Consider the following 19,264-nt stretch of genomic DNA (forward strand, 5'->3'; position numbering starts at 1 on the left):
ACCAGCACGGCCGCACTGACGACGATCTCGAGCATCGTCAGCCGGGTGCGCTCGACCGTATAGTCGGCCGCGCGCTGGTGGGCGGTCAGCGGGATGGTGGCGCTGAATTGTACGGGGACGCCGTTGCGGTGCGCGGCGACGAAGCGGATCTGCCGCGACGCGAGCCACAGCTTGGTGACGACCATCGCGAGCACGGCGAGCGCGAACAGCAGGGTGAACGAAAAGGGTGACATCGAAGGGGCCAAAGGGTTCTATGCGAGAATTATATGTTCTTGCGGACCGGGCCCGCTGTTGCGATGCCGGCCGCTCGGGCGGCGCCGCGCGCCGTCCGCCATTTTCCAGGATGACTCATGACCGATACCGCCGCTTCCACCAGCCAGCCCGCGCTCGTGCGCAACGAGTTGAATCTCGTCTGGCTCGACATGGAGATGACGGGCCTCGACCCGGATAACGACCGCATCATCGAGATCGCGGTCGTCGTGACCAATTCCACGCTCGACATCGCCGTCGAAGGCCCCGTGTTCGCGATCCACCAGAGCGACGAAACGCTCGCGAAGATGGACGACTGGAACAAGTCGACGCATGGCCGCTCGGGCCTGATCGACCGCGTGCGCGCGTCGACCGTGACCGAGGCGGAAGCCGCCGCGCAGTTGCAGGCATTCCTCGCGCAGTACGTGTCGCCCGGCAAGTCGCCGATGTGCGGCAACTCGATTTGCCAGGACCGCCGCTTCATGGCGCGCTGGATGCCCGAATTCGAGCGGTTCTTCCACTACCGCAACCTCGACGTCAGCACGCTCAAGGAGCTGTGCCGCCGCTGGCAGCCTGCGATCTACAAGGGCTTCCAGAAGCGTGCGATGCACACGGCGCTCGCGGACATCCACGAGTCGATCGACGAGCTGAAGTACTACCGCGAGCATTTCCTGATTCCGGCCGCGTCGGCATCGGCAGGGGAGTCCGCGCCGGCCGCCTGAGCGGGCCGGCACGCGCTTAGCGCTGAGTACAGGCTCAGCGTCGAGCGCTTTTCGGCCGGAACGCCGCGACCACCGCGGCGTCGGTCTCGATGTACGGGCCGCCGATCAGGTCGATGCAGTAGGGCACCGCGGCGAAGATGCCGGGCACGGTCGACTTGCCGTCGGCATCGCGCAGCCCTTCGAGCGTTTCCCGGATCGACTTCGGCTGGCCGGGCAGGTTGATGATCAGCGCCGCATGGTCGGCCGTCTCGCGGATCACCGCGACCTGCCGCGACAGGATCGCGGTCGGCACGAAATTCAGGCTGATCTGCCGCATCTGTTCGCCGAAACCCGGCATTTCCTTCGTCGCCACGGCCAGCGTGGCCTCGGGCGTCACGTCGCGGCGCGCGGGGCCCGTGCCGCCCGTCGTCAGGACGAGGTCGCACCCGGCGACATCGACGAGCTCGGCGAGCGTGGCGGAGATCGTGGGCGCATCGTCCTGGATCAGGCGCGTTTCGGCGCGCCATGGCGACACCAGCGCACTGGCGAGCCACTCCTGCAGCGCGGGAATGCCCTTGTCCTCGTAGACACCCGTACTCGCGCGGTCGCTGATCGACACGAGGCCGACGACGAGCTCGTCCGGGTGGTTACGCTTCGTCGTCGTCATGGTCGTCACCGGCGTCGTCCGCCGCTTCGTCGTCCGCATTGGACGTGCCGCCAGCGGTCTTGATCCACTGGAACAGCTCGCGGAAATAGCGCGGCGGCTTGCCTTGCTGCGCTTCCTTGCGTGCGTTACGGATCAGCGTGCGGCCTTCCTGGATATCGGCTTCCGGGTGCTGGCGCAGGAATTCGGTCAGTGCGTCGTCGTTCGCGAGCAACTGTTCGCGCGTGCGTTCGATCCAGTGCAGGCGGGCCGTCGCGGCCTTGTTCACGCCGCGCTGCGCGTCGAGCGCGGTGCGCAGCGCGGCCGTCTCGTCGTCGGTCAGCGAGCGCATCACGCGGCCGACGTACTGGAGCTGGCGGCGCTTGCCTTCGTGATCGGTGATCCGGCGCGCCTCGCGAACGGCGTCCGCGAGACTTTCGGGCATCGGCATGCGTTTCAGCGCGTCTTTCGGCAGATCGACGAGTGCCTGGCCGAGCACCTGCAGCTCGTGCATCTCGCGCTTCAACTGGGATTTGCTGGGGCGATCGTAGCCATTGTCGTCTTCTTCGACGGCATGCTCGATCGGCTGGATTCGGGTTTTGCGTGTCATGGACGGCATTGTATCGCGCCGCGGCCCCCCCAAGCTTGTCGGTGTCCGGCCCCGGACCTTGCTATGATCGCGGGATACGCAACATTTTGAACATGCGGGCGCCCGCCCGCCACCGGATATCACGACGATGGCAGCCAATCTCGACGTACAAGCGCGCTATTTCCCGCACACGCAGGACCAGCTCAAAGAAATCGCCTCGGACATCCTTCGCCATGCGAAGGCGCTCGGCGCGACGGACGCCGCGACCGAAATCTCCGAGGGCGACGGCCTGTCGGTGTCGGTGCGCCGCGGCGAAGTCGAAACGATCGAGCACAACCGCGACAAGATGGTCGGCGTGACCGTGTTCATCGGCAAGAAGCGCGGCAATGCGAGCACGTCGGATTTTTCGCCAGCCGCGATCAAGGATACCGTCGCCGCCGCCTACAACATCGCGCGCTTCACGGCCGAAGACGAGGCGGCAGGTCTCGCCGAGGCCGAGCTGCTCGAAACCGACCCGCGCGACCTCGATCTCTACCACCCGTGGGCGCTCACCGCCGACGAGGCTGTCGAGCTTGCCCGCCGCGCGGAAGATGCCGCATTCGCGGTCAGCCCGCAGATCCGCAATTCGGAAGGTGCGAGCGTGTCGGCCCAGCATTCGCAGTTCGTGCTCGCGACGTCGCGCGGCTTCCTGTCCGGCTACCCGTACTCGCGCCACTACATCGCATGCGCGCCGATCGCGGGCAGCGGCCGTCACATGCAGCGCGACGACTGGTATTCGTCGAAGCGCAGCGCGATCGATCTCGCGGCGCCCGAAGCGGTGGGCCGTTACGCGGCCGAGCGTGCGCTTGCGCGAATGGGTGCGCGCCGTCTCGATACCCGCAAGGTGCCCGTGCTGTTCGAAGCGCCGCTCGCGGCAGGCCTGCTCGGCGCGTTCGTGCAGGCGGTGAGCGGCGGCGCGCTGTACCGCAAGACGTCGTTCCTCGTCGACAGCCTCGGCAAGCCGGTGTTCGCACCGCACATCCAGGTCGTCGAGGATCCGCACGTGCCGCGCGCGATGGGCAGCGCACCGTTCGACGAGGAAGGCGTGCGCACGCGTGCGCGCAGCGTCGTCAAGGACGGTGTCGTCGAAGGCTACTTCCTGTCGACCTATTCGGCGCGCAAGCTGGGTACGCAGACCACCGGCAACGCAGGCGGCTCGCACAACCTCGCGCTGCGCAGCTCGAGCACGCAGGCGGGCGACGATTTCGATGCGATGCTGAAGAAGCTCGGCACCGGCCTGTTGCTGACCGAGCTGATGGGGCAGGGCGTGAACTACGTGACGGGCGACTATTCGCGCGGTGCGGCGGGCTTCTGGGTCGAGAACGGCGTGATCCAGTATCCGGTCGAGGAAATCACGGTCGCGAGCACGCTGCAGGAAATGTTCCGGCATATCGTCGCGATCGGCGCCGATTCGATCGTGCGCGGCACGAAGGAAACGGGCTCGGTGCTGATCGAGCAGATGACGATCGCCGGGCAGTAAGCGGCGCGCGGCATCGGCCGTCATCAAACGAAAAAAGCCCGACCGGCGCAAGCCGGTCGGGCTTTTTTCATGGCGGGCGACGCGTCAGCCGCGCTTGCGCGCGTAGACGACGAACGCATAGCCGAACGTGTTCGGCGCGGCCGCCTGGTGCGCATCGCGCGACACTTCCTGCCAGTGCGCGGCGTCGGGCGCCGGGAACGACGCGTCACCGTCGAAGTCGGCATCGATCTCGGTGACGACCAGCTTGTCGGCGAGTGCGAGGCCTTCCGTGTAGAGTTGCGCGCCACCGATCAGGAATGCCTCGGGCACTCCGTCGCGCGCAGCGAGCGCCAGCGCGTCGGCGAGCGACGTGACGGTGTCGCAGCCGTCGAAGCGGCGTGTCGCGTCGCGCGTGACGACGATATTGCGGCGGCCCGGCAGCGGCCGGCCGATCGACTCGTGGGTCTTGCGGCCCATCACGATCGGCGCGCCCATCGTCGTGCGCTTGAAGAAGGCGAGATCCTCGGGAAGTTTCCAGGGCAACTGGTTGTCGCGGCCGATGATGCCGTTGCGGGCACGCGCGACGATCAGGGTCAACGTCGTCATGAAGGTCGGGGAAAGGAAAACCGGAATGGCGCCGATTCTACCGGAACGGCAGCGCGTGCCGGTTCCGGGGCGCGCATCCGCCTTTCGGCGCTGCGCGCCGCGACGCTCGAGGCAATGCGTCGCGGCGATGGAATGAATAAAAAGAGTGCCCGCCGGGGGACGGAGCACAAAACCGTTTCGTGTTGCGAGATCGACGGACGATGCCGGCATCCGATCGATGCGGTCAGGTCCGCTCAAATCAATATGTCATCCTTATCAAATGGATCGGCCGATGCGTCACTGACGCGTCGTGCCTTGCGTGGTGCCTTCCATCGCGTGCTGCACGTCGCCCGGCTGCGGTGCCGGAAGCGGTACCGGGAGCGGTATCGGTAACTGGGGCGGCGGCGGGATCTCGTCCCACAGCGTCACCGACGTCCTGCCGGCCGGCAGCGGCTGCGGTGCCGACACGGTCACGATGCCGAACCCGGTGCCGTGCTGCATGCTCGGCGCGTTTGCCGCAAGCAGCATGGCGCGATCCTGATTCGTGCTTTCGTCTGCGCGTACGAGCGTGGGCGGGCCGGCGGCCGCGACCGCAATGGCCATCGGCACGAAAGAAAGTAAAAGATGGTTTCGCATGGTCGCTGTCTCCGACGGTTTTTATATTCAGCGAATTGCATGCCATCGCGCCGGGACCGTTGTCGAGACTGCGATTCGTGCGCAAGCGTTGCGAATTGTGTCGGAAAACGGCTGAAAATGTTTCAGACCTGAAACGAGGGGGCTCGGGAATACTGCGGATTCAATCGATACGCTTCAAGGATGAAAATCGCCGCATGTGTTGATGACAGAGCGTATCGCTGCGCCGGGGCTATGTGCAGACGATTGATATGCATCGACCTCCTGAGCGATTCGGCCGCATCGCCCACCGCGCTGAAATCGGATTGTCGTATTCAGTGCCTATAACCAAGTTGTCTTGATCAAAAAAATAACTGGACGCGAGACAAGCGCCATCATGCGAGGCATTGTCGTCGCCGCGCATCGGCATGGCGAATCGAGCCACCTTTGGCTGACCCGATTCGATCCTTTTCGCACGTGACCTGGCGTGCACGGCAATCGTTAGACGGTTGATGAACGGGGTGGGCATATGGGAGCCGATCAGCGGCACGTGATCTACTATTCGCGCGAACCGAACGACGCGTTGCGCGGCCATTTCGACGAATGCGGTTGGCGTGTCGATCTCGCAGAGACGGTGCGAGATGTACGGCGCGTCGTGCAGCATGGTGTCGCAACGGCCGGGCTGCTCGATTTTTCGCCGGGATTCAAGCCCTCGGACCTGCGCGAACTCGAATCCTGTCTGAGCATTCAGCACATCGGCTGGATCGCGGCGACGCGCCGCGGCCAGTTGCAGGACGCTACGCTGCGTCATCTCATTCGCGATTACTGTTTCGACTACGTGACGATGCCGTACGAGACGTCGCGGATCGTCGAGACCGTCGGTCATGCGCACGGCATGGTCGCGCTGACCGAACCTGTTGCGCCGCCCGTCGGCGCCGGGCGCAGCGAAGGCGAAATGGTCGGGACCTGCGATGCGATGCTCGGGCTCTTCAGGACGATTCGCCGCGTCGCGGCCACCGACGCGCCGGTGTTCATCTCAGGCGAATCGGGTACGGGCAAGGAATTGACGGCGGTCGCGATTCACGAGCGTTCGTCGCGCGCGCAGGCGCCGTTCATCGCGATCAACTGCGGTGCGATCCCGTCGACGCTGCTGCAGGCCGAGTTGTTCGGCTATGAGCGCGGCGCGTTCACCGGTGCGAACCAGCGCAAGATCGGTCGCGTCGAGGCCGCCAACGGCGGCACGCTGTTTCTCGACGAGATCGGCGACTTGCCGCTCGAAAGCCAGGCAAGCCTGCTGCGCTTCCTGCAGGAAGGCAAGATCGAGCGGTTGGGGGCCCACGTGTCGGTGCCCGTCGATGTGCGCGTGATCTGCGCGACGCACGTGGACATGGAAGCGGCGCTGCGCGAAGGGCGGTTCCGCGAGGACCTGTTCCATCGCCTGTGCGTGCTGAAGATCGAAGAGCCGCCATTGCGTGCGCGCGGCAAGGACATCGAGGTGCTCGCGCGCCACATGCTCGAGCGTTTCAAGGGCGACGCGCATCGTCGCCTGCGCGGCTTTTCCCCTGACGCGGTCGCGTCGCTGTACGGCTATTCATGGCCGGGCAACGTGCGCGAGCTGATCAATCGGGTACGCCGCGCGATCGTCATGTCGGAGGGCCGGATGATCACCGCAGCCGATCTCGAGCTGAACGACTTCGCGACGCTCGCGCCGGTGTCGCTGCTGGAGGCGCGTGAGGCGGCCGAACGGCAGGCGATCGAGCAGGCGCTGTTGCGCCATCGCGGCCGTTTCGCGGATGCCGCACGCGAACTCGGCGTGTCGCGCGTCACGCTCTACCGGCTGATGTGTGCGCACGGCATGCGCGATCGCGGCGACACGCTGGCAGGGTTTTCGGCGCCGTTGTCGGGGCTTCCGCATCACGCTTGCTAAAATTGGCGGGTACGGCCGCCCTCGCGGCCGAAGGAACCCGCATGAAACAGTATCTCGATCTCGTTCGTACCATTCTCGATACCGGCACCTGGCAGGAGAACCGCACGGGGATCCGCACCATCAGCATGCCGGGCGCGATGCTGCGCTTCGACCTGCAGCAAGGCTTCCCGGCCGTGACGACCAAGAAGCTCGCGTTCAAGTCCGCGATCGGCGAGCTGGTCGGCTTCCTGCGCGCGTCGCGCAGCGCGGCCGATTTCCGCGCGCTCGGCTGCAAGGTGTGGGACGCGAACGCGAACGAGAACGCGCAGTGGCTCGCGAACCCGTATCGCCAGGGCGTCGACGATCTTGGCGACGTGTACGGCGTGCAATGGCGCCAGTGGCCGGGTTACAAGGTGCTCGACGCGGGCGCCGACGCGCAGATCGCCGATGCGACGCGCCGCGGCTTCCGGATCGTCACGCGTTTCGACGAAGACGGCGCGCCGAAGGTGCTGCTGTACAAGGCGATCGACCAGCTGCGCCAGTGCCTGGACACGATCATGGAGAGCCCGTCCGACCGGCGCATCCTGTTTCACGCGTGGAATCCGGCCGTGCTCGACGAAATCGCGCTGCCCGCGTGCCATCTGCTGTACCAGTTCCTGCCGAATGCGACGAAGCGCGAGATCTCGCTGTGCCTGTACATCCGCAGCAACGACGTCGGCCTCGGCACGCCGTTCAACCTGACGGAAGGGGCCGCGCTGCTGTCGCTGGTCGGCCGGCTGACGGGCTACACGCCGCGCTGGTTCACGTACTTCATCGGCGACGCGCACATGTTTGTAGAACCTAAAACAGTGCCAACCTACCATTGACACTAGCTTCTAGCCGCTTTCCCGCCGGTACATTTTCAAAAAGTACCATCTAACAGCTCATCGTTGTCGCTTCTCCCGCTTACTACACAGAAGCGCTTCTCGCCTTTCAAATTGAATGGAAAGTGCTCAATACTGTTGTTTTTTTGCAAACCTTAGCGTGGGTTAGCGCAGGCGACATGCCGCACTCGATGTCGGTATGCCTTGCTGGATGCGCGTCTGTATGGGAAGATTCAAGCAAGGGAACAGGTATCGGCACCTGCTTGCGGAGACACCGCATAAACCACAGGCCTCATCAAAACCCTCCGGCTCACTTCGCACCACCGCGAAGTGAAGGGTTTCGCCTTTAAAATGATGAGGTGTCACATGACACAAGCCAAATCTCTTGCTGTTCCGGCCCACGGCCACACTCTCCAGCTCTCCTTCGACAAGTATTCCGCTAAGCACGTCGCGGCAGCGTCGTATCCGTCCACTGAAATCAGTGGTGACCTGCTTGTGCTCTCGGAAGGCCGAACCGTTGCGGACCTCAAAGCCGAGGTGGTGGCGGCTCTCAAAGCGCAGGAGGGTTCCTCGCACACGCCCGTGGAACTGCAGAACCAGGTGTCGCAGCGCGAGTTCGGCATGCCGTTCGTCGCACTGATTCAAGAGCGTAAAGAATCGCTGCGTCAGCGCTATGCGGCGGCCAACACCGTCGGCAACCGTGAGGCTCAGCTCAATGAGCTGCGCGCCTGCGCGCGCCAGGGCCACGTGCAGGCAAACATGGACCTGGCCAAGCTGCTCGAGGCCGAGCGCAACTCCGACTGCATGGACTTCTTCGTCGAAGCCCATAACCTCGGCCACCCGGGGAGCCTGCTTGAGCTCTCAAAGACGTTCCTCAAAGCCGACAACGTGGGCCAGGCTGTCCGCGTTCTGCTGCTGGGCGCCTTCTGCGGCAGCTTCATGTGCGCGCAGGCGTTGCTTGCGATTCGCCAGCAGCGGTTGCACCGCTTCGAAGCTCCCGCGTGCATTGCGGCGCTCGAAGAGGCCTGCGAGTACGACTCGATTCACGCCAAGTACCTGCTCGCTTGTGTGTTTCTGCACGGCGATAGCTGCCGCGATGAAGCGCGTGGCCGTGCCCTGATTCAAGCCGCCGCCGCAGTCAAGTCGTTCCGCGGCGGCGACAAGGGCAAGGTGCCGCTGGTTGCCGGCGGCAAGGCGTTCCACTCCGGCACGCTCGCACACTTCGAGAAGCTCATCGACGTTGAGCTGCTCGAAATTCGCAGCAAGGAGCTCGGACCCCAATTCCTCACCGAGGTGGCCAAGCTGCCGAACGATGGGAGCGAGGCGACCCGTGCGGCGTTCAGCCAACTGCTGCACAAGTTCAATCCCGGCACCGAGCGTATGGCGCATCGCATTGGCAACTGGCTGGCGGACCACGCCAACGAACCGGTCGACGAAGCTAAGCTCGAACGCATGAAAGCCCTGTTCATTGAGGTGGACGACGAGTCGAAGGAGGGTGACCATGCATAACGAAAGCTACGGTCAGGCCGACGACAAAGTCTGCGAATCCTGCAATGGCACCGACGATTCGGCGTTCAATCCGCTTATCGTTCTGGCGTCAGGTGAAGAGGCTGAATACGTTCATCTTCACTGCGCACGCAAGGACAGCCAGTTTGGATTCTGCTGGTGTTGCCAGGAGCGTGTGGTCTACTACAGCGACGACCTCAACGCCGATAGCGAATGCGAGACCCACGATGGCGAGTCGAAGCCCGACTATCCGGAAGAAGACGCTGACTCGTACATCGAAAACGTCCGCAATAACGGTGGCGACTAGCTGCGCTCCCGGTGACGAGCTAGGCGCGCCACTTCGCTCAGTTCGCGAAATGACAAAGCCCGCTTCGGCGGGTTTTTTCGTGCTTCAGGTCAGGCTGCGCTTGAGAACTTGGAACCACACAGAGCACATGGACGCGGTAAGTCGTCAGATGTCAGCGACTAAGTGAATTCTCCGTAGCTGGCGGGCTTTTGACCGAACGCCTGAGCACATCCGGCGGGCGCCGACGCCTGCAGCATGAGCGTCCCGGTAGCTGACTAGCGCGACCGCCTCCCAAAACTCGGAACATCGCGGCGTTCGGGCTCGCGCTCGTAGGGCGACTCGAACATGTTTGTATCGCCGATGTACAGCATCACCAGCACTTCCCCTGGGCGACCGGGCATCGAATTCTCGTGGACTTCGTAGTTGGCCGCTTCATCGTTGGAAAACCACGCTTGGGCTTCCTGTTTTCCGGAGCCTTGCGTTGATTTGGCTCCATTTACGATGTCATAGGCAAAGCTGTCTTCGTCAAGTGTCTGCACCAGGCGCCAGCGCCGCGGAACATGAGGGGCAAACGCATGCCAGCGTATTCCCGCTTTGTCGTAGCAGGCGACGATTACAGGCAGTGAATCGACTTCGGCCATGCGGATGATGGCAGCCGAGATGCTGACTTCGAACGCTTGAGCTACCTCGCCGATGTGCTTGAACGTCGGGATTTTTGCTCCCGAGCGGATGGCAGGGTCGAATAGGTAGCGCGGCATCAATAGATGCGCGGCGTAACTGTCGGCTTCCTTCTCGAGTGTCGCGTCGGATGCCAGGTTTGTACTTTGGTCATCGACGCGGCAGCGGAACGACCTTCCGCGATGCATATTCCAGTGCCCGAGTTCGTGTGCGAGGGAAAACCTTTCGCGTCCGCGGTTGCCTGACGGCCTGATAGTTGCGATTGCCTGGCTCTTGACCCCTACGAGCGTCGCCTCACAACCATCAAGCTGTTCATAACGAACATCCATGCCCGCGTCGTAGGCGATGGCTTCGACGTCCAGTTCCGATGGGGACGAGATGCCAAACTCGGATACCAGTGCTTCCGCGCGCTGGCCGGGAGTCAATTGTTTTCTCCCTGCCCATCCCGAAGTTGCTTGAGCTGCGTGTAGAGCCGTCGAGCGTCGGTTTCTGACATTTCGCTGAGTTGACGAGCGGCGAGGGTGACCTGACCGTCGTTCGCTGCTTCTCGTATGTAGGCCTTTACTTCATCTAACGACACAGCAGAAGACGAAACGTCGGGCTCATGTTGCCTCTGCAGACGAGCCGCTTTAGCTGCTGCCATTCGTTTGCGTCCAGCGGCTTGATTCGCTGCTGCGATGCGATTGGCGGCGCGCTGCTTCACGGCGTCGATATCCTCACCTTCGAGGATTTCCTCGTCGGACATAGACATCAGCTCATACGTGTATGACTCGAGAAAGCTCGACGAGAACTGGGGCTTGCGCGATGCGCTCATCCGTTCCTCCTTTCGTCTTCCATCGTTTCGAGTTTCCTGACCAGCCGCTTACGGGCGGCGTCGTATTGGTTCTTGTCCATTTGTAGCGCTTCCGCGGCTTCTTTGCCGCGCCTACCTGCAGCCCATTCCCAAGCGACCAGTGCTGCCTCCGCATCATCTGCCAGCAGTATCTCGACTTGAGCGGCTTGCTCGGCATCGGATGTCGCGACCTCGGGGGTGAGTGTCTGAACTGGCTCAACGCCGCGGACAAGCAGGTCGGTCGCGTCCATGACGTCGCTGCTTTCCACAACAGTGTTTCCGTCGATTGGACCGTTCGCTTCGCGCTTGCGAGCGTTACTGGCCATGCTATCCAGGACGGATGCGATGGCCGGAACGGCAGGGTATCCCCGATGCCAGACTCGCTCTCCGCCGAGGAGCTTTGCGCAAGCTTCCTGAAGCAGGTCCTCGTGCGATTCGGCACCTATCCCAGCAAACGCTCGTCTGGCAATCCGTTCGACGCGGACCCAATCGGCCGGCGACATATTTTCCAGTTCCTGCTTGACCTCCGCCGGACTCAGGCGGTGGTCTGTATCGGAGGCTTTTTTCATAGCTCCCGAACTCCCCATATTGGTAAAGACTCTCCGGGCGCGTTCTACGGACGCTGCCGAAGGAAATTTTTGTTGAGACGTCCGTGCGGCCGTTCTGGAGAGTCTTACCAAGTATGGGCGAAGCATTCGGCGTTTCGCCACTCCAGTGAGCGAGGACTATCCGATGATAGTAGAACGCAAGACGCGCGACATCAATCGTTACCTGTCGCATCTCCCTGAAGGTAAAAAATACTACCTTGGCGTGCGTGTGCGCCCTGAGCATGCTCGCCGTCTGAAGGCTCTGGGCTTCTCGAGCCCACTGGTTATCGGTGAACGCTTGCTGCCGCCGGAATGTGGCGCGGCAAGCCGCCGAAACGCCAATGGTTTCGACATCGTGCATCGTGACCGGAAGAAGGAGACCGCGTACCGCCAGATTAGCTGGACGTATACGCAGCGACATGGCGACCGTGAGGTCGAGGTGACCGAGGTCAAGGATGTCCCGTACTACCGCTATCCGCGCACGAAGGTTCCGCCGTATTCCATCGAGGTCGTTGTCTCGGCAGACCCCGGTGGCGCGCACTGCATTGTTGCCGGCCCGTTCGAACGTACGGATGCGCAGGCGGCCGCTGCGACGAACACAGCCAACATGCTCGTCGAGCAGTTCGGCTCTTTCGAGGTGCTCGACATGTCGATGAGCCCGTCGGTGGATGTGCCGGTCCGCCGCCTCAACTGGAAGCTCTTGCCGTCGGGGAAGAACCCCTGGCAGACCGCGTGGCCGTCGCTCGAAACCGTCATCGAAAAGAGCCGCGGAAAAAGCCGCGAAGTGGTCGCGGCGCGCTTCAAGGAAATTGGCAAATACAGCCCGGAATTTATCGCCGTTGGTCTGGGTGGATTTGACGACTACGTCGTATTTGGCTTCCCGCGCAGGGGTATCTGCATCCTCGAAAGCCGATTCACCAACAACGCCACCTATGTGCTCGCTCATGCGAACTGGGAAATCGTCTCGCAGATGACCAAGGCACAAATCCTCTCGGCGTCGGCGCACGACGCGCGATTGATTCACGATCGCAACTGGTTCGACGCCTTGGCTGAAATCCTGGCTCGCCCCTCCGCGAGCGTTGCGTAGTCGAATGCGCTAGGGATGACTTGAAAGCAGTCGTATTTACCGGAGCGATGCTGCGCGCATCGCAATATTCCTTTCAACTGAAAGAAATATTGCGATGCGGTACAATATATTGTGTGTTGTGTTGAAAATAAACTATATATTGTGGTTGTGTAAAGTGTTCCCCGTGTCTTGAGCAGTAAAGGTTGCCGTCAATGATTGGCGGCGTTTTCACGCACTTGTTTGAAGGATGTCACCCATGGCAACGCCAGAAATTACCTTTTTCCCCGTGGGCAATGGGGACATGACGCTTATCAAATTGTCCAGCGGCCGGACGATTCTTATCGACATCAACATCCGGCAGCCCGGCGATGGCGTGCGCGACGTGCTTAAGGACTTGCGCGAGAAACTTGACGTTGACGAGGAAGGGCGCCCGTACGTGGACGTGATGGTGCTGAGCCATCCGGACCAGGACCATTGCCGTGGCCTGCGTGAGCACTTTTATCTGGGCTCGTTGATGGACTATCCGACTAAGGGCGAGCCGTCGAAAATCGTCATTCACGAGATGTGGTCGTCGCCGCTCGTATTCCGCCGCGCGTCGAAATACCACACACTGAGTGATGACGCCCGCGCGTGGAACACGGAAGCAAAGCGCCGTGTTGCGCTCTTTCGCGAAGAAGGACAGCTGGATGATGGCGACCGCATCTTGATTATGGGCGAGGACATGGACGGCAAGACCGACGACATCCTCGACATCGTCGTGAAGACTGATGAGCGCGTCACGGCGGTGGCCGGGAAAGAGCAGGAGAACTTCAGTGCGCTGCTCCTGGCGCCGATGCCTGCCGATGACGAGCACGATGCCGATGAACTTTCGAAGAACGAGTCGAGCATCATCATCAACTATTCCATTGGCACGGGAGCGGTTGCAGATGCCGTGAAATTTCTTTCGGGCGGCGATGCAGAGGTGTACATCTGGGAAAAGCAGTGGAAACGCCACAAGGATGACACGACGGCGCTCGAGTACGACTTGCTGTTGACGCCTCACCATTGCTCGTGGCACACACTCTCGTGGCACAGCTGGAGCAAGAAGAAGGAGGATACTGAAGTGTCTTCCGACGCGCGTAAAGCGCTGTCGCAGACACGCGCGGGCGCTTACATCGTCGCCAGCAGTAATCTGATTCTCGACGACGACAATGACCCTCCTTGCATCCGCGCAAAGCGCGAGTACGAAGCTATCGCGAAGGCGGCGTCGGGCAAGTTTGTGAACACCTCGGCCCATCCCAACGAGAAGAATTCTGAGCCGATGGTGTTCGAAGTCACGTCGGGTGGCGTCAAGGCGAAATGGAAGGTTGCAGCGGCCCCCGCAGCGGTGGGTGCTGCCGCAGCATTCGGCGCGAAGCCCTTGTCGCACGGCTAAGACTGAGGTTGCCATGAACGCTCTACTGCAGGGTGCAATCCAGTTGCTCGAGGCGCATCCTGCGGTCGAGTCGGTAAAGGTCGAAGAAACTTCTGGCGGTGGTGCAAACGTCTACGCGACATTTCTCGTTGACCTGCCGTCGCGTTGGGCCGCCGCGGGCGCGAGTCCGAACGGTGTTCGAGCGCGAGAGGAAGTGCTCGTCGAGTTTCCGTCCGGTTTTCCGGATAGTGCTCCGCGATTCACGTTGCGCGAGGATTTTCCGGACGCGTTACCGCATATCTATCTGCACAAGTGCGGAAGTCGGGTGCCCCCATGCACTACGTTCGGCGATAAGCTTGATGTAATGCATTCAGACGGCTTCTTTCGCCTTGTCGACCAGATGTCGGATTGGTTGAACAAAGCTGCGGTCGATGAGCTGGCCATCAATGAGAAGGGCTGGGAGCCGAGCCGAAGGGACGTAGGCTTCAACTTTGTCGAGATGGACCCCGCAGGATATTTCGACAAGCCACCGTTCGGCGGGTGGCGCTTATTCATGTGCATGACGTGCTGGAGCAAAGACGGCCGCTGGTCGTTAGCGCGTGACCCACAACAGAAGTTTCCGGTCGGCGACAAGTTCTTCATGCAAGAGTGGCTGAAAACGCTTGGCGTGAGCGAAAGGGCATTTCGCGGGCGCGTACCTCTGGTCTTTTGCTGGCCCCAAGCTGCTCCTGGTGAGCAACCGCTTGTTCATGAGCGATACAAGGCTGATACCGTCACGACATTCGCGGAGCTTGCCGAGCAGGCCGCCGAGTGGGGGTGCCGAGTTGCGCTAGACGATTTCGTGAGCAACTTTAACCGCACGCTTGCAACGTCGAACTACAAGGTCGAGGTGCTCTTGTATTTTGCCTTTCCGGTGCGCCGGCCCACAAACATTATCGGTACCCAGAGCCAGTTTGAGATGCTCGGCTACAAGATGCAACACTCACTGCCGACGAAGCTGTCTGTTGACGATACAACGCCGGTCAGTTCCGTTGCTTTCTCATCTCCCATCTCTTCGAAGCTGCTGAGGCGGACTTCGGCGCTGCAAGAGCAATCGAAGGAATTGCAGCTGACGTTCGCAGGATGCGGAAGCCTCGGTTCGAAGGTTGCCATGCACGTCGCACGCGCGGGCGGCAAGGCAGCGTTGCTGATTGACGAGAAGCTTGTTGTTGCGCACAACGTGGCGCGCCACGCACTCTTGCCGGACGACGTAGATAACTTGCACGGAAAAGCGGAGAGGCTGGCGCAAATCATGGAGAGCTTTGCGTCAAAGCGCCCGAAGTTTGTCGCATCTGACATTCGCGGGCTGGACTTCAATGCAGCTAAGTACCGAGATTTTTTCCGTGGCGAGAAATCGCTGGTGGTGAACACGACAGGTTCGCCAGCTGTGCGCGACTTTTTCGCGAAGGCGAACTTTGACGCACGCGTCATTGAGGGGGCTCTCATCCAGCATGGCAATGCAGCATTCATGACCGTGGAAGGAGAAGGCAGAAATCCGTCGACGGTCGACCTGCTGTATCACGCGTACGAGCGACTACGCTCGCTCGGGTTTTTGCGCGATGCGGGTGTAACCGCGGCGGCGAACATTCTCGAAATCGGTATCGGCTGCCACTCGGTCACTATTCCCATGTCTGACGCTCGAGTCTCGCTCGTCGCAGCTGGAATTGGTCAGAGACTGCATCACTACGACGAGGCCGGCTTGCCAGAGACCGGCATGGCGTCCGTCGCTACAGTCGGTGACGATGGAATGTCTATCACGTGGGTTCACGACGAGGTTGGCGCAACGCATGTGGCGGAGGTGTTCGACGGGAAGGCGTGGACCGTGTGCGTGCTCGATAGGGCGCATAAGAAAATTGTCGCCGATGTTGCTGAGCATCCTACGGTCGAAACTGGCGGCCTTATCGTGGGAAATGTTTCCGCGCTCACGAGAGAGATATTCATCACAGACGTCCTCCCTGCGTCGCCTGACAGCACGCGCTCGCCTGCGCGTTTCGTGCTCGGGGTCGCAGGAACTCTCGACACGATTCGCGGCTACGAAGCGCTTGGTGGACACACGCTCTGGTGCCTGGGGACATGGCATAGCCATTTGGCGGTGAGTGGTCCATCACAGATGGACAGGGATGCCGCGAAATCGCTTGATGGACAAATACGTCACGCGGCAGTTCTGCTCATTCGCCACCCGCAAGGTTACGCTGCGCTGGTCCGCGATGGCACGCCAGCTTAAAGGTCGCACGGCTTCGATACTCGACACTGCGGGGAAATACATGGACGCTCTACAGCAAGTTGCACAAGCAGCATCATCTGGAAAGTCGTTGAAAGCGCGCAATATGGTCTGGCTCGTCGGCGTTGGCATCTTCGATGTCATCATATTGCTGGTCATCGCGTTTCATCACCCCATCGACGACTTCACCGCGGATAAGGGAATGGCGCTACGAACGGGCCTGTCAATTTTCTTGCCTGTTCCCATTATTTTTCTTTCGTACCAGCTCTCGCACTCGCAGAAGGCGATTCTCGTATTCTGGCGCCTTCGTAATCCGATGCCTGGTTCGCGCGCCTTCTCCGTGTACGCCCAGACCGATACGCGGATTGACGTCGATGCGCTGAAGAAAAATGTGGGGGCTTTCCCGAGTGATGAGCGCGACCAAAATTCGACGTGGTATCGGCTCTACAAGCAGGTGGAGAACGAAGTATCGGTGCTCGAGAGCCACCAGAAGTATCTGATGTTCCGGGACATCGCTGCGATGTCGCTGTTGCTTGTGCCGCTGGTAGCGCTTGGGCTCTTTCTGTTCGGCAACACAGTCAGGGCTATCGTATGGTCTTCGGTGGTCTTCGCAGTCCAGTATCTGATTGCGGCACTGGCAGCACATAATTCCGGAATTCGCTTCGTCCAGAACGTTCTTTGCATCCATTCAGCAAAGAAGGTCAGCGGTGCGCGGCGAGCTGCCTCCAGGAGCAAACCAGAGGCGAAGGGGGGAGTGGTTGGTGGCCGAGGTGAGTGACACATATTGCCGTGCTTCAGCTTGCAGCGGCATCGACGCGAGCGCTCTCGAGCGAGTCGCGATTCTCTTGGCGTGTGCGCTTGGTGCGTACTGAAGTTAGATTCTGAACTGCGAGGGTACTGGATAATGCTTTCGATAGAACGGCCAGAACTTTATCGAGAGGTCCTTGGTTATCCCGACGGAATCCATTGTGTACGTGCGCCAGAAGAGGGCACGATGCGGCTCATCTTGAAGATGTCGGTGTCCTATCTCCTGCCGGCGAAGATGAATCGAGGGTTCAAGATTTACGTCGTCCCTGTTGAACTGAACGGGCAGTCAACGATAGGGCTAATGAGCGCATTTTTTGACGACGAGGATTGTCCGCTGACGTTGTGGCGTCTCCTGGCGGATGACGGCCCGTCCCTCGACCTTCTACATCTGTTGAGCAGGCGTGAAATTCTGGTCCACATATTTGATGAACAGAATCGTGAGCTGTTAGGGTATAGAGCCGAGGTCGATGTTCCTCTCATGGCGCAGATGCGCTTGGAGCACGTGAGGTTTCCCTCGCTAAATGACTCAAGCTTCGGCCACGCACATGAGCAGGCGAACATGTGGTTTGGCCTCAGGACAGCGGCCGACGACGCTGACGCGATTGCCGTGCGATTCGAGGAGCCTTTGTTTCCAGAGGACTTGACGATAGCCGACACACGACCACAGATGTACCAGTTTCACGGCGGCCAGGGGTACGCATTCACTTCGTTGGAGCGGGAGCAGCCAGGAGCGTTCCAGGAGCTTGACATCATTTTGATGCTCCAGCGGGTCTTCAAGCCTGAGCAGATTTACCACGCGCCGAGGCGTCACTACGACGAGGAAGAAATTGCGGACGTCATCGTCATAACCGACGACCTGTGTCTGATTGTGCAAGCGAAGGATTCACCGAATACAGAGAAAACGCTACAGCGCACCCTGAAAAGAAAGAAGCTGATGTCGGTGCATCAGGTAAACGATGCCCTGAAGCAGGTTGTAGGCGCAGTGGGCTACGCGGATGCCACGCGGCCGTTTCGCATGGTTGTTGGCGAGCGCGAGGTCTGTGTAGACATCAGCAAGCACCATCTTCTGTCGTTGGTTATTGTTCGAGAGCTATTCATCGACACCTACGCCGAGTACAGCGAGTCTTTGTTCAGCGCGTTCGATGAGACGAACCTGCCGTGTATCGCACTCGACTATGCCGAGTTGCATAAATATACGACTTTCTGCCCGAATCAAGGGAGTTTCCTCGGAGCCTATTTTCAGGTCTTCGACGCCGCGTGCGAGCTCGGCGAGTTTCCTCGACTGCGCTTCGGTGCTCGTGACGTTCGGGCGTTATGGGCGCACGGAGAAGGGGGTTGAAGTGCATTCGGGCATGGCGAAACCGTAGCTGTTACGTAAAATCATGCTCCGACCGCTAACTATTGCAATACGACATGTCGCAGAACCCTGACAACGAAACGTTCAGAAACGCAGAGCCGTCGTGGGCGAACGCTTGCGTGGGTGATAACGGCTCGCCCGACATCGTGGATTATGCGGCAGGCTTTGCAAACGCCGCACAGGTTCTACTCGAGCAGGTTCTAAGTCACCGAGGGCTGAAGCATCCGACGGACACCTTTGTGTACCCTATCTGCTTCAACATGCGTCATGCGATAGAACTGTACATCAAGGCAGCTATCGACTCACTGCACCCACTTGTTCATCACGCTTATCGCCTGCCAGATATCGACGTCCAGACATCACATGATATCGGGAAATTGTGGCGCTATTTTAAAGAGCATGCGGTCGCACTCGACTGGCGCTATAAGACGGTTATCGAGCCACTAGACACGGCTATATCAGATTTTGCAGCAGTGGATGCCACGGGACAGGTCTTCCGTTATCCGTTTGGCCGGGAGAACCAAAAGCACCTAACTGAGCTTGCGATAATCAACCTCGGAGTCCTGTGGAGAAAGTTCCCAAAGTTGATTGCAGACCTGAAAACGCTGAAATACCAAGGGGATTTTCTTGGTGATGAATATCGACACAGAAGCTACACTGCACGCCTTTCGCGATTCGACCTTGTGTGCATAAGCTACCGGCTGCCCCCGAGAGTCGCATGGGAGACAGAAGCGTTCGATGTAGCGAAGGCCGAGATTCGGGCGCACTTCGATATCAGCTCCAATGAGTTCTCCCGAGCAGTGAGGCTCATCGAGGCGAACATCGAAATGGCCGCCATTCTCGAGG

At 60.6% G+C, this 19,264-nt stretch carries 18 protein-coding genes and 2 pseudogenes; 12 read left to right on the forward strand and 8 right to left on the reverse strand.

Annotated elements, in window-relative coordinates; translation table 11 throughout:
- Window positions 1-233: pseudogene (locus tag JYJ84_RS10945) on the reverse strand (M48 family peptidase); the annotation flags it as partial.
- A gap of 117 nt (window positions 234-350) precedes the next feature.
- Here JYJ84_RS10945 and orn point away from each other — a divergent pair.
- Window positions 351-971, forward strand: coding sequence for an oligoribonuclease (orn, locus tag JYJ84_RS10950; RefSeq protein WP_031399981.1), 621 nt, complete (start codon window positions 351-353; stop codon window positions 969-971).
- A 34-nt stretch (window positions 972-1,005) separates the two neighbouring features.
- Here orn and mog read toward each other — a convergent pair whose 3' ends face one another.
- Together mog and yjgA are read right to left on the reverse strand one after the other, a co-directional pair.
- On the reverse strand, window positions 1,006-1,617 hold the full coding sequence (gene mog / locus JYJ84_RS10955) for a molybdopterin adenylyltransferase (RefSeq protein ID WP_122946626.1): 612 nt from the start codon (window positions 1,615-1,617) through the stop codon (window positions 1,006-1,008).
- Window positions 1,598-2,203 (reverse strand): ribosome biogenesis factor YjgA, encoded by a 606-nt coding sequence (yjgA, locus tag JYJ84_RS10960; RefSeq protein ID WP_272931292.1) that lies wholly within the window; start codon window positions 2,201-2,203, stop codon window positions 1,598-1,600. The genes mog and yjgA overlap by 20 nt, the downstream gene beginning before the upstream one ends.
- Window positions 2,204-2,330: 127 nt before the next feature.
- Between yjgA and pmbA the strand changes: the two genes are divergently transcribed.
- Window positions 2,331-3,701: a metalloprotease PmbA gene (gene pmbA / locus JYJ84_RS10965; RefSeq protein WP_122944809.1), complete on the forward strand. Its 1,371-nt coding sequence runs from the start codon at window positions 2,331-2,333 to the stop codon at window positions 3,699-3,701.
- A gap of 84 nt (window positions 3,702-3,785) precedes the next feature.
- Here the strand turns inward: pmbA and JYJ84_RS10970 are convergent, their stop codons facing one another.
- Both JYJ84_RS10970 and JYJ84_RS10975 read right to left on the reverse strand, forming a co-directional pair.
- Window positions 3,786-4,286: a dihydrofolate reductase gene (locus JYJ84_RS10970; RefSeq protein WP_043181911.1), complete on the reverse strand. Its 501-nt coding sequence runs from the start codon at window positions 4,284-4,286 to the stop codon at window positions 3,786-3,788.
- Between the two features lie 276 nt (window positions 4,287-4,562).
- On the reverse strand, window positions 4,563-4,901 hold the full coding sequence (locus JYJ84_RS10975) for a hypothetical protein (protein ID WP_122944810.1): 339 nt from the start codon (window positions 4,899-4,901) through the stop codon (window positions 4,563-4,565).
- Between the two features lie 505 nt (window positions 4,902-5,406).
- Here JYJ84_RS10975 and JYJ84_RS10980 point away from each other — a divergent pair.
- The 4 genes and pseudogenes from JYJ84_RS10980 (at window position 5,407) to JYJ84_RS10995 (ending at window position 9,459) form a co-directional block, all read left to right on the forward strand.
- A complete protein-coding gene (locus JYJ84_RS10980; RefSeq protein WP_174960369.1) occupies window positions 5,407-6,804 on the forward strand; it encodes a sigma-54 dependent transcriptional regulator in 1,398 nt (465 codons plus the stop codon).
- Window positions 6,805-6,845: 41 nt separating this feature from the next.
- Window positions 6,846-7,616: pseudogene (locus JYJ84_RS10985) on the forward strand (thymidylate synthase); the annotation flags it as partial.
- Window positions 7,617-8,012: 396 nt separating this feature from the next.
- Window positions 8,013-9,155 (forward strand): hypothetical protein, encoded by a 1,143-nt coding sequence (locus JYJ84_RS10990; RefSeq protein WP_175223572.1) that lies wholly within the window; start codon window positions 8,013-8,015, stop codon window positions 9,153-9,155.
- The gene (locus JYJ84_RS10995) at window positions 9,148-9,459 is read left to right on the forward strand and encodes a hypothetical protein (protein ID WP_175223573.1); all 312 of its coding nucleotides are present in this window, start codon (window positions 9,148-9,150) and stop codon (window positions 9,457-9,459) included. Before JYJ84_RS10990 ends, JYJ84_RS10995 begins: the two co-directional genes overlap by 8 nt.
- A gap of 254 nt (window positions 9,460-9,713) precedes the next feature.
- Here the strand turns inward: JYJ84_RS10995 and JYJ84_RS11000 are convergent, their stop codons facing one another.
- Genes JYJ84_RS11000 through JYJ84_RS11010 form a run of 3 tightly spaced genes read right to left on the reverse strand, consistent with a single transcriptional unit; the run spans window position 9,714 to window position 11,517 of the window.
- Entirely contained in the window at window positions 9,714-10,541 is an 828-nt protein-coding gene (locus tag JYJ84_RS11000; protein WP_175223574.1) for an ImmA/IrrE family metallo-endopeptidase, read from the reverse strand.
- A complete protein-coding gene (locus JYJ84_RS11005) occupies window positions 10,538-10,930 on the reverse strand; it encodes a hypothetical protein (protein ID WP_175223575.1) in 393 nt (130 codons plus the stop codon). Before JYJ84_RS11005 ends, JYJ84_RS11000 begins: the two co-directional genes overlap by 4 nt.
- Window positions 10,927-11,517 (reverse strand): hypothetical protein, encoded by a 591-nt coding sequence (locus tag JYJ84_RS11010; protein ID WP_175223576.1) that lies wholly within the window; start codon window positions 11,515-11,517, stop codon window positions 10,927-10,929. The genes JYJ84_RS11005 and JYJ84_RS11010 overlap by 4 nt, the downstream gene beginning before the upstream one ends.
- A gap of 163 nt (window positions 11,518-11,680) precedes the next feature.
- On the opposite strand from JYJ84_RS11010, the gene JYJ84_RS11015 reads away from it, so the two are divergent.
- The 6 genes from JYJ84_RS11015 to JYJ84_RS11040 all read left to right on the forward strand — a co-directional run.
- Window positions 11,681-12,622, forward strand: a complete 942-nt coding sequence (locus JYJ84_RS11015) for a hypothetical protein (protein WP_175223577.1) — start codon at window positions 11,681-11,683, stop codon at window positions 12,620-12,622.
- 235 nt (window positions 12,623-12,857) lie between these two features.
- Window positions 12,858-14,015 carry a metallohydrolase gene (locus tag JYJ84_RS11020; RefSeq protein ID WP_175223578.1) on the forward strand — a complete coding sequence of 386 codons (1,158 nt, stop codon included), beginning with the start codon at window positions 12,858-12,860 and terminating at the stop codon, window positions 14,013-14,015.
- A gap of 13 nt (window positions 14,016-14,028) precedes the next feature.
- The gene (locus JYJ84_RS11025) at window positions 14,029-16,257 is read left to right on the forward strand and encodes a Mov34/MPN/PAD-1 family protein (RefSeq protein WP_175223579.1); all 2,229 of its coding nucleotides are present in this window, start codon (window positions 14,029-14,031) and stop codon (window positions 16,255-16,257) included.
- Window positions 16,172-17,032: a hypothetical protein gene (locus JYJ84_RS11030; RefSeq protein ID WP_236027721.1), complete on the forward strand. Its 861-nt coding sequence runs from the start codon at window positions 16,172-16,174 to the stop codon at window positions 17,030-17,032. Before JYJ84_RS11025 ends, JYJ84_RS11030 begins: the two co-directional genes overlap by 86 nt.
- Window positions 17,033-17,248: 216 nt before the next feature.
- Window positions 17,249-18,400, forward strand: a complete 1,152-nt coding sequence (locus JYJ84_RS11035; RefSeq protein ID WP_175223580.1) for a hypothetical protein — start codon at window positions 17,249-17,251, stop codon at window positions 18,398-18,400.
- A 74-nt stretch (window positions 18,401-18,474) separates the two neighbouring features.
- Window positions 18,475-19,264 (forward strand): hypothetical protein (locus tag JYJ84_RS11040; protein WP_205189186.1); only part of this gene is annotated, 790 nt, incomplete at its 3' end.

Source organism: Burkholderia sp. LMG 13014, assembly GCF_905232215.1.
In the GTDB taxonomy this organism is placed as follows: Bacteria; Pseudomonadota; Gammaproteobacteria; order Burkholderiales; family Burkholderiaceae; genus Burkholderia.

Coding starts and splice junctions, on each gene's coding strand:
- JYJ84_RS11015 (WP_175223577.1), top strand. CDS start 11,681: ATGATAGTAGAACGCAAGACGCGCGACATCAATCGTTACCTGTCGCAT.
- JYJ84_RS10975 (WP_122944810.1), bottom strand. CDS start 4,901: ATGCGAAACCATCTTTTACTTTCTTTCGTGCCGATGGCCATTGCGGTC.
- yjgA (WP_272931292.1), bottom strand. CDS start 2,203: ATGACACGCAAAACCCGAATCCAGCCGATCGAGCATGCCGTCGAAGAA.
- JYJ84_RS10990 (WP_175223572.1), top strand. CDS start 8,013: ATGACACAAGCCAAATCTCTTGCTGTTCCGGCCCACGGCCACACTCTC.
- orn (WP_031399981.1), top strand. CDS start 351: ATGACCGATACCGCCGCTTCCACCAGCCAGCCCGCGCTCGTGCGCAAC.
- JYJ84_RS11035 (WP_175223580.1), top strand. CDS start 17,249: ATGCGGCTCATCTTGAAGATGTCGGTGTCCTATCTCCTGCCGGCGAAG.
- pmbA (WP_122944809.1), top strand. CDS start 2,331: ATGGCAGCCAATCTCGACGTACAAGCGCGCTATTTCCCGCACACGCAG.
- JYJ84_RS10995 (WP_175223573.1), top strand. CDS start 9,148: ATGCATAACGAAAGCTACGGTCAGGCCGACGACAAAGTCTGCGAATCC.
- JYJ84_RS11020 (WP_175223578.1), top strand. CDS start 12,858: ATGGCAACGCCAGAAATTACCTTTTTCCCCGTGGGCAATGGGGACATG.
- mog (WP_122946626.1), bottom strand. CDS start 1,617: ATGACGACGACGAAGCGTAACCACCCGGACGAGCTCGTCGTCGGCCTC.
- JYJ84_RS10970 (WP_043181911.1), bottom strand. CDS start 4,286: ATGACGACGTTGACCCTGATCGTCGCGCGTGCCCGCAACGGCATCATC.
- JYJ84_RS11010 (WP_175223576.1), bottom strand. CDS start 11,517: ATGAAAAAAGCCTCCGATACAGACCACCGCCTGAGTCCGGCGGAGGTC.
- JYJ84_RS11005 (WP_175223575.1), bottom strand. CDS start 10,930: ATGAGCGCATCGCGCAAGCCCCAGTTCTCGTCGAGCTTTCTCGAGTCA.
- JYJ84_RS10980 (WP_174960369.1), top strand. CDS start 5,407: ATGGGAGCCGATCAGCGGCACGTGATCTACTATTCGCGCGAACCGAAC.
- JYJ84_RS11025 (WP_175223579.1), top strand. CDS start 14,029: ATGAACGCTCTACTGCAGGGTGCAATCCAGTTGCTCGAGGCGCATCCT.
- JYJ84_RS11030 (WP_236027721.1), top strand. CDS start 16,172: ATGGACAAATACGTCACGCGGCAGTTCTGCTCATTCGCCACCCGCAAG.